Origin of the sequence: Hamadaea sp. (genome assembly GCF_013362815.1) — a bacterium.
Classification (GTDB): domain Bacteria; phylum Actinomycetota; class Actinomycetes; order Mycobacteriales; family Micromonosporaceae; genus Hamadaea.
Genome location: NZ_JABFVK010000106.1, coordinates 39,810 through 48,761 on the forward strand (window position 1 = coordinate 39,810; position 8,952 = coordinate 48,761).

General features: G+C 69.0%; 9 protein-coding genes. 5 read left to right on the forward strand and 4 right to left on the reverse strand.

Annotated elements, in window-relative coordinates; all coding sequences use genetic code 11:
- The first annotated feature begins 48 nt into the window (after positions 1-48).
- The gene (dinB, locus tag HOV77_RS33165) at positions 49-1,236 is read left to right on the forward strand and encodes a DNA polymerase IV (protein ID WP_290869842.1); all 1,188 of its coding nucleotides are present in this window, start codon (positions 49-51) and stop codon (positions 1,234-1,236) included.
- Between the two features lie 132 nt (positions 1,237-1,368).
- Positions 1,369-2,928, forward strand: coding sequence for a SpaA isopeptide-forming pilin-related protein (locus tag HOV77_RS33170; protein ID WP_290869845.1), 1,560 nt, complete (start codon positions 1,369-1,371; stop codon positions 2,926-2,928).
- A gap of 93 nt (positions 2,929-3,021) precedes the next feature.
- Here HOV77_RS33170 and HOV77_RS33175 read toward each other — a convergent pair whose 3' ends face one another.
- The 4 genes from HOV77_RS33175 to HOV77_RS33190 form a co-directional block, all read right to left on the reverse strand.
- Positions 3,022-4,218: an ABC transporter permease gene (locus HOV77_RS33175; protein WP_290869847.1), complete on the reverse strand. Its 1,197-nt coding sequence runs from the start codon at positions 4,216-4,218 to the stop codon at positions 3,022-3,024.
- Positions 4,219-4,288: 70 nt separating this feature from the next.
- Positions 4,289-4,939: an ABC transporter ATP-binding protein gene (locus tag HOV77_RS33180; RefSeq protein WP_290869867.1), complete on the reverse strand. Its 651-nt coding sequence runs from the start codon at positions 4,937-4,939 to the stop codon at positions 4,289-4,291.
- A gap of 20 nt (positions 4,940-4,959) precedes the next feature.
- Positions 4,960-6,015: a peptidoglycan-binding protein gene (locus HOV77_RS33185; protein ID WP_290869850.1), complete on the reverse strand. Its 1,056-nt coding sequence runs from the start codon at positions 6,013-6,015 to the stop codon at positions 4,960-4,962.
- Positions 6,012-6,572 carry a hypothetical protein gene (locus tag HOV77_RS33190; RefSeq protein WP_290869853.1) on the reverse strand — a complete coding sequence of 187 codons (561 nt, stop codon included), beginning with the start codon at positions 6,570-6,572 and terminating at the stop codon, positions 6,012-6,014. The genes HOV77_RS33185 and HOV77_RS33190 overlap by 4 nt, the downstream gene beginning before the upstream one ends.
- A gap of 118 nt (positions 6,573-6,690) precedes the next feature.
- Here HOV77_RS33190 and HOV77_RS33195 point away from each other — a divergent pair, with 118 nt between their 5' ends.
- The 3 genes from HOV77_RS33195 to HOV77_RS33205 form a co-directional block, all read left to right on the forward strand.
- Positions 6,691-7,347, forward strand: a complete 657-nt coding sequence (locus tag HOV77_RS33195; protein WP_290869856.1) for a response regulator transcription factor — start codon at positions 6,691-6,693, stop codon at positions 7,345-7,347.
- The gene (locus HOV77_RS33200; protein ID WP_290869859.1) at positions 7,344-8,450 is read left to right on the forward strand and encodes a HAMP domain-containing sensor histidine kinase; all 1,107 of its coding nucleotides are present in this window, start codon (positions 7,344-7,346) and stop codon (positions 8,448-8,450) included. Before HOV77_RS33195 ends, HOV77_RS33200 begins: the two co-directional genes overlap by 4 nt.
- A gap of 74 nt (positions 8,451-8,524) precedes the next feature.
- The coding region (locus HOV77_RS33205) for a sigma-70 family RNA polymerase sigma factor (RefSeq protein WP_290869861.1) at positions 8,525-8,952 on the forward strand (428 nt) is incomplete at its 3' end.

The following is an 8,952-nucleotide window of genomic DNA, read 5'->3' on the forward strand; positions in this document are numbered from 1 at the left end:
CTCAGCCTACCGCTCCCGCTCGTCGAACATTTGTTCTATCATCTCGGCATGGAGGGCGCCTCGATCCTGCACGCCGACCTCGACGCCTTCTACGCGTCGGTCGAGCAGCGCGATCGGCCTGCGCTGCGCGGCAAGCCGGTGATCGTCGGGCACGGTGTCGTGCTCGCGTGCAGCTACGAGGCCAAAGCCCGAGGGGTACGCACAGCGATGGGCGGTCGTCAGGCGCGGGCGTTGTGCCCGGACGCCATCGTGCTCGAACCCCGGATGTCGGCGTACTCGCAGGCCAGCAAGGATGTCTTCGCGGTGTTCCGGGACATCACCCCGCTCGTCGAGCCGATCTCGATCGACGAGGCGTTCCTCGACGTCGGCGGACTGCGGAAGATCAGCGGGACGCCGACCGAGATCGCCGTCCGGCTGCGGGCCGACGTGCTCCAGCGGGTCGGCTTGCCCATCACGGTCGGAGTCGCCCGGACGAAGTTCCTGGCCAAGGTGGCCAGCCGGGTCGCCAAGCCGGACGGGCTGCTGGCTGTCGCACCCGATCGCGAGTTGGAATTCCTCCACCCGCTGCCGGTCCAGATGCTGTGGGGCGTCGGCCCGGTGACCGCGGCCAAGCTGGCCGAACGCGGCATCCGGACGGTGGCGCACGTCGCCCGGATCGGCGAGGCGGCGCTCGTCTCGATCCTCGGCGGGCACGCCGGGCGGCATCTGTGGGCGTTGGCCCACAACAAGGACGCGCGCCGGGTCGAGACCGGCCGCCGGCGCGGTTCGATGGGCGCGCAACGAGCCCTGGGCCGGGGCAACCAGTCCTATGAGGAGCTGGACGCGACGGTGGCCGGGCTGGTCGACCGGGTCACCCGCCGCATGCGGAAAGCGGACCGCCCGGGCCGCACCGTCGTGCTGCGGATGCGGTTCCGCGACTTCACCCGGGCCACCCGATCGCGTACGCTCAGCCGTCCCACCGTGCAGACCGAGGAGATCCTCACCGCAGCCCGATCCCTGCTGAGCTCGGTTCGCCCGATGATCGCCGTCCGCGGTCTGACGCTGATCGGTATCAGCGTCGGCAACCTGGAGAACCAGGACTTCGTGCAGCTGGAACTGCCGTTCGGCACGCCCGACCGGGTCGCCCTCGACGGGGCGCTCGACGCAGTCCGGGACCGGTTCGGCAGTAGTTCGGTGACGCGGGGGGTGCTCGTCGGCAAGAGCCCCGGCATCGAGATGCCGATGCTGCCCGACTGACTCCTCGCTACGGTGCGTATCCACTGTGTATACGGACCGTTATCGGTTCAGGGTCGTCGTGAGGCACGACCCATCCGAAGAGGAGCCAAATCCATGATCGGAATCAGGCCGCCCCAGGGTGGTCGCCGGCGGGTGCGCATCGCCATCGCGTCCGCTGCCGCAATCTTCGCGGCATTCACCTTCACCAGCCAGGCGTACGCGCATCCGGACGTCAGCCTGGCGGGCAGCAATTTCGAGATCGACACCGACGCCAACCTCAAGGTGGATCACTCCGCTCCGTCACTCGACTGGGCGAATGTGACCGAGATCCGCAAGCAGGACACGGCGAGCGGATCGGGCGACGAGTCGTTCGGCCAGGGCACCAAAGAGGACACCGCCGTCCCGACGGTCGTCAGTGGGAGCATCCCGCCGAACAAGAGCGACCTGAAGTACTTCGGCATCTACCAGGAGGGGACCACCACCACCGGGTTCCTCAACCTCTACTGGGCCCGGGTGCAGGACCCGTCCGGCACGACCAACATGGACTTCGAGTTCAACCAGAGCAAGACGAAGTCGGCCAACGGAGTGACCCCGGTACGCCAACCCGGCGACCTGCTCATCACCTATGACCTCGACAAGGGTGGTACGCAGCCGACGCTGTCACTGCGCTCGTGGAGCGGCACGGCGTGGAGCGCGCCGATGAACCTGACCGCGTCCAACCTCGCCACCGGCTCGATCAACTCGTCGGCGATCCCGGCCGCCCAAGCCGACGGACTCGGCGGGCTGGACCCGCGTACGTTCGGCGAGGCGCAGATCGCCCTCGCCGGGATCTTCTCGCCGACCGTCTGCGAGTCGTTCGGCTCGGCGTACTTGAAGAGCCGCTCGTCGTCGGCGTTCCCGGCGGAGGTCAAGGACTTCGTGCCACCGCAGACGGTTAACATCACCAACTGCGGCACGGTGAAGATCCACAAGGTGGACGACGCCGGTACGCCGCTGAGCGGTGCGGAGTTCACGCTCTACTCCGACGTCGCGCCGACCGGGGGTACGCGCGACAACGGGGACACCGCGACCGCGTTCAAGTGCACCACCGACGCCGCCGGTGACTGCACGATCAGCAACGTGCCATCCGGTGAGTACTGGGTGGTCGAGACGATCGTCCCGTCGGGCCACGATCCCGCGATCGACCAGCACATCACCATCACGCCCGGTGGCTCGGTCACCCTCGACCCGGTCACGAACCCGCGGAAGCGGGGCGCGATCCTGGTCACCAAGACGGAGAAGCACGCCGCCGCGCCGACCGGCTCGCAGCCGCAGTCCGGCGTCTCGTTCACCGTCAACGGAGTCACGAAGGCGACCGACGCCACCGGCCAGGCCTGCTTCGACGGCCTGCTCTTCGGCTCGTACACGGTGCACGAGACCGTCCCGGCGAACTACGTCGGCGAGCCCGACAAGATGGTCACCGTCGACAATGCGGCGTCCTGTGCGGACACCGTCTACGCCGGTGAAGGCGTCTCGTTCGTGAACAAGCCGCTGACCACCATCACGGTCAGCTCGACGTCACAGGTGCCCGGCGGCACCGCCGCGAAGATCAGCTGCAGCGGGCTCACACCCGACCCGGCCGACGGTACGCCGAACGCGTTCGACGACACCTCGGAGGCGTACAAGGATCTCGCACCCGGGACGTACAGCTGCACGGTCGTGATCGACCCGTAGCACGCGTCTTCAACAAGTCGATCTAGGCGAGAAATGGCGGCTCAGGCGACCATTTCTCGCCTAGATCATTTTGCCGCTCCAGGAAACACCGAGTCACGGGGCGGCGAGCGCCTCCGTCGGCGAGAGCCGGGCGGCCCGGATCGCCGGGTAGAGCCCGGCGATCGCCCCGATCACCACGGTGGCGGCCAGGCCACCCAGCGTGGCCCATGCCGGAACCACCGCCGGCCACGTCTGCGTATGCGCGTACAGGCTGGTGACGAGGATGCCGACGAGGACTCCCCCGATCCCGCCGAGGGCGGCGAGCAGCAGTGATTCGGCGAGGAACTGCACCAGGATCTGCCCTCGGGTGGCGCCGAGCGACCGGCGGAGGCCGATCTCGGCCCGGCGTTCGAGGACGGAGATCACCATTGTGTTGGCCACCCCGACTCCGCCCACGAGCAACGCCACTGCGCCGAGTCCGAGCAGCAGCCCGGTGAACGCCTGGTCGGTGGCCTGCCGGGCGGCCAACGCGTCGGACGGGCGGGAGACGCGTACCTCGTTGGGGGCGGCCGGATTCGCCGTCGCGGCCAACACCGCCCGCACCGCCGTGACCGCGTCGTCCCGCGTACGCGTGTAGACGGTGGTCGGCAGCCCGTCGAAGCCCAGATAGGACTCCGCGGCGGGGAACCCGATCAGCGCCGCGCTGTCCAGTTCGGGAGCTAACGCGACCGGCTGCAGAATGCCCACCACCGTGAAGTAGCGGCCACCCACCAGGACTTGGACGCCGTCGCGTACGGAGAACACCCCGAGTCGCCGGGCCGCCGACGCCCCGAGCACGACCGCCGGATAACGGCTGGTCGCGTCGTTGAGCCAGACTCCGTCGGCGAGCTGGGCCGCGACCGTGGAAGGCAGATCCAGCTGCGCCGCCAGCACCGACATCCCACCGGTCTGAATCACCGGAATCCGATCACTGCGAAACACCGAGAGATCCGGTACGCGACCGACGGCGGCGACCCCCGTGACCGGACCGATCCGCCTGATCATCGGCACCGAGACGGCTGGCAGAGTCGCCCGGCCACCGAGCATCGTCTCGCCGGGCGCGACCGTCAGCAGGTTGGTGCCGAGCGCCGCCAGCTGCTTGTCCAGCTGCGCCCGGCTGGACGAGGAGATCCCGACGACCGCGATCATCGCCGCGATGCCGATGGCGATCCCGAGCGCCGACAGGAAGACCCGCAAGGGCCGCGTACGCAGTCCGGCCGAACCGACGCGCAAGACGTCAGCCGCGCGAAGGCGAGAAGGACTCAAACTCATGCGATCACCTTCCTGCGGCCGGCGCTCACCTGAGGCGAACTGTGCCAGCCGATGATCAGCCTGCGGCTGCTCATGTGACCACCTGCCCGTCTCGCATGTGGATCTGCCGGGGCAGGCTGTCGGCGATCTCCCGGTCGTGCGTGATGATCACGACCGTCGTCCCGCCCTCGTGCAGCGCGCGCAACAGCCCCATCACCCCCGCGCCGGACGCCGAATCCAGATTGCCGGTCGGTTCGTCGGCGAGTAGCAGCGCCGGATCGCCGACGATGGCCCGCGCGATGGCGACACGCTGCCGTTCGCCGCCCGACAACTGATGCGGCCGATGGTCCAGCCGCTGTCCCAGACCGACGCTGACCAGCGCGTTCTCGGCTCGTTGGCGACGCTGGCGGGCCGGAATCCCGCAATAGAGCAGCCCGTCGGCGACATTGTCCACAGCGGACTGTCCCGCCGCGAGGTGGAACTGCTGGAACACGAACCCGATCCGGCTCGCCCGCACCGCCGACAGCTGCCGGTCCGACAACCGCGCGACGTCCAGGCCGTCGATGCGTACCGTGCCGCGCGACGGCCGGTCCAGCGTGCCGATCAGGTGCAGCATCGTGGACTTCCCCGAACCCGACGGGCCGGCGATCGCGACCAGCTCGCCGCGCCCGACCGTCAGGCTCACGTCGCTCACTGCCATGACGCCTGGGTACGCCTTGCTGACGCGGTCGAGTTCCACCACGGAATCCGCCCGATTCGAAGTCATGACGGCATCCCCACAGTGGTTCCCTCGGTCAGGCCGTCCCCGGTGACCTCGACCCGGCCGTCGGCGAACAGTCCGGTCTTCACCGCGACGATCCGGGTGGCCGAACCCTCGACGACCTGTACGCCGTACCCGCCCTCGGCCAGCGCCAGCAACGCCGCAACGGGAACGGTGAGGACGTTCTCCCGTTTCCCGGCGGTGAAGCCGACGTCGATGGTGGCCTGATCGAAGGCGGCCAGCGCCTGTTGATCGTCGGGCGCGACCGACACCTTGATCACGGTCTTGGCGGAATTGTTGCCCTCGGCCGGCTTGATCAAAGTACGCGCTCGCACGATTTTGCCGGGCACGGTCTTGCCGTCGGGCAACTTCAGCGTGATCGCGCTGCCGACCTTGGCCAGCCGCTGTTCGGCCACGGCCAACTCGACTCCGACCAGTTTCTGCGAACCCGTCGTGTTCAGCACCGCCTGGCCGGGGCCGGTCGAGTCACCGACCACCGCCTGCTGGGCGTCTACGCGTACGGGTCCGGGGGCGTAGTAGATCCGGCCCAGGTCCACCACACCGGTCTGCGACAGCCCGAGCGCTTTCTGCCACTTCTTCACCGCCGTCGTCGTGGACGCCGAGAACGTCTCGTCGACGGTGAACCCCCGATAGCCCAAGGCGTACAGGTTCTGCTCGAACTGTTTGACGTCCGGTCCCTTGGCTCCGGCCGCCAGCGCCCGATAGGCGGGCAACGCACCGTAAAGGAGGACGACCGGCAGATTGTCCACGCGATAGATCGGCTGCCCTCGGCGTACCATTGCGCCTTGTGCGGGCAGCGCGGTGATCGTGCCCGGCAGCTTGCCGTTGACCTGGACCGAGTCGCCGTAGCCCAGCTCACCACTCTCGGTCTGGCTGTCCACGAGCGTCTGGCGGGTGACCGTCGCCGTGGCCGGGGGCGTCTTGTCGGCCGCGGCCGTCGACGGGCCGGAACCGATGCCCTTGGCCGCGATCACGGCGACGCCCACCGCGAGCAGCACTGCGATCGTCCCGGCGGTGGTGAGAAGCCGGCGCCTCACTTGCCGCTGCCGGTGTTCGTGCCCGCGGACTCACCGACGGGCGGGGGCGCGTACTTCTGGCATTCCTTGTCGGCCGCCTGGAAGGCCGCGCCGGCTGGGTCGATGCCGGAGGTGTTGCCGTCGAGCTGGAAGCCGTAGTCGGTCGGGTCGGGGAAGTTCTTGATGCCGTGCTCGCGCATGCATTGGGCGTATTTGCGCAGCTGGTCCAGCCGAGCCGGATCGAGCTTCTTCGGTTCGCCGCCGTTGGGCAGGTAGGGCTTGCACGCCTGCATCGCCGCGTCGACCTTGGTCGGATCCGCGCCCTCGGGCGCGTCGATCGACACCCCGCCGCCGTCGTTGAACTTCGGGTCCGGCCAGTTCGGTACGCCGTTCTCCCGCATGCATTTGGCGAACTGCAATGCCCGGGCCTTCTCGTCGACCGCACCGGTGGCGGTTGTGCTGACCCCGGGATTGGCCGTGCCGTTGGCGCTCGCTACGCCGTCGCCCGCGCTTTTCGAGCATCCGGCCAATGCCGCCGAAGCGAGCAGGCCGAGGGCGATCGCTGCCCTTATCCTCATGATTTGTCTCCTTCAGGAGGGATCGTGTCGGCGGTCAGTAGATCGGCCCGGGGTTTTCGCGGCCGTCACCGAATTCGTTGACAGCGAAGTGACATCACCGTGTGTCACCATGGGATTCATGAGGATCTTGGTCGTCGAGGACGAGCCCCTGGTCGCCGACGCCGTCGCCCAATGGCTACGCGGGGACGCACACGCGGTCGACGTGGTGCACGACGGCGGGGCGGCGCTGGAACGCATCGGCGTCAACGACTACGACGTGGTCGTCCTCGACCGGGACCTGCCGGTCGTCCACGGTGACGACGTATGCCGAGAGCTTGCCGGAAGCGGCGGCGAGACCCGGGTCCTGATGCTGACCGCCTCGGCCGACGTCGCCGACCGGGTCTCGGGACTCTCCTTGGGCGCGGACGACTACCTGCCGAAGCCGTTCGCGTTCGCCGAGCTGTCGGCGCGCGTCACCGCGCTGGGCCGCCGCGCCCGCCCGGCCGCGCCGCCGATCCTGCAGCGCGGCGGCATCCGGCTGGACCCCCATCGCCGGGAGGTCTACCGCGACGGCCGCTACGTTCCGTTGTCCCGCAAGGAGTTCGCGGTGCTGGCCGAGCTGCTGCGGGCCGACGGCGCACCGGTCTCCGCCGAGCAGCTCCTCGAAAAGGCCTGGGACGAGAACGCCGACCCGTTCACCCACTCGATCCGCATGATCATCCTGAAGTTGCGCCGCAAGCTCGGTGAGCCGCCGATCGTGCTCACCGACCCGGGTGTGGGGTACCGGGTCCCATGAAGCGGCTGACCTTCCGGGCCCGGCTGACCCTCGTCTACGGCTGCCTGTTCCTCGTCGCCGGCCTCGTGATGCTCGGCATCACCTACCTCCTCGTCGCCGACCGGCAGACGCCCAGCTTCAACGTCGGGTATACGGCGGCCGGCCCCGGCGATGCCGGCGCGCTGGTGAACCAGATTTCGGAGTCCGCCTGGGACGAGGCGCTGAGCGCGCTGCTCGCCCGGGGCGGCATCGCGCTGGCGGTCGTAGTCGTCGCGGCGACCGCGTTCGGCTGGCTGCTGGCCGGTCGCCTACTGCGGCCGCTCGACAAGATCACCGACACCGCGGTACGCATCGCCGACGCGCCCGCCGCCGATCGGGGCCTGCACGAGCGCATCGCGCTCACCGGCCCCCGGGACGAGGTCAAACGGCTGGCCGATGCCTTCGACACCATGCTGGAGCGCCTCGATCACGCCTTCGACGGGCAGCGGCGCTTCGTCGCGAACGCCTCCCACGAACTGCGTACGCCGCTGACGGTCAACCGGTCATTGCTTGAGGTCGCCCTCTACCGGGGCGAGCCGACGCCCGAGTTCCGCCAGCTGGGCCAGACCTTGCTGGAGGTCAACACCCGGCACGAGCAACTGCTGGACGGCCTTCTCGTCCTGGCCCGCTCGGAACGCGCGGTCACCGAGCGGTCCTATGTGGATGTAGCCGACATCGTGGATCATGTCGTGTCGGTGACCGACTTCGACGGCCTCGATGTTCGGGTCGCGACTGACGAGGCGGCCGTCTCCGGCAACCCGCCGCTGCTGGAGCGGCTGGTGCAGAACCTCGTCGACAACGCCGTCCGCTACAACGTGCCGTCCGGGTTCGTCGCCGTCTCCTGCTTCTCCCGGGACGACGCCGTGCTCGTGGTGGAAAACAGCGGGCCGGTCATCCCGAAGTACGACGTGCCGGCCCTCTTCGAGCCGTTCCACCGGGGCAGCCGTACCTCGCCCCAGGTGCCCGGGGCAGGACTCGGGTTGTCCATCGTCCAGGCCATCGCCCGAGCGCACGGCGGTGACGTACGCGCCGAGTCGCGTACCGGGGGCGGGCTGGTGGTGACGGTGACCCTCCCGCCCGCCTGATGCCATGCAACCTCCCGTCGTCTCTGCTCCGTCGTTCCAGCGAGCGGATGATGCGCAGAGAACGGGGAGGAAATGTGCGACATACCGATGAGGACGACTTCCACGAGTACGTCACGGCACGTATGGACCGCTGGCGGCGGACGGCGTACCTGCTGTGCCGGGACTGGCACCAGGCCGACGACCTGGTCTCGATCCTGATCAGCAAGCTCTACCGGCACTGGGGCCAGGTCGCCCAGGCCGAGAACCCCGACGCGTACGCGCAGAAGGTCATGACGCGTACGTGGCTCGACGAACGACGCCGGCCGTGGCGGCGGCGAGAACAGGCGACCGACCTACTCCCGGACGGCATCGTCGAGACGAGCGACCGGGTCGCCGATCGCGAACGCCTGGACCGGCTGCTCGCCGCTCTGGGCCCACGTCAACGCGCGGTCCTCGTACTGCGCTTCTACCTGGATTACTCGGTCGAGGAGACGGCGGAGATCCTCGGCGTCTCCGTGGGCAC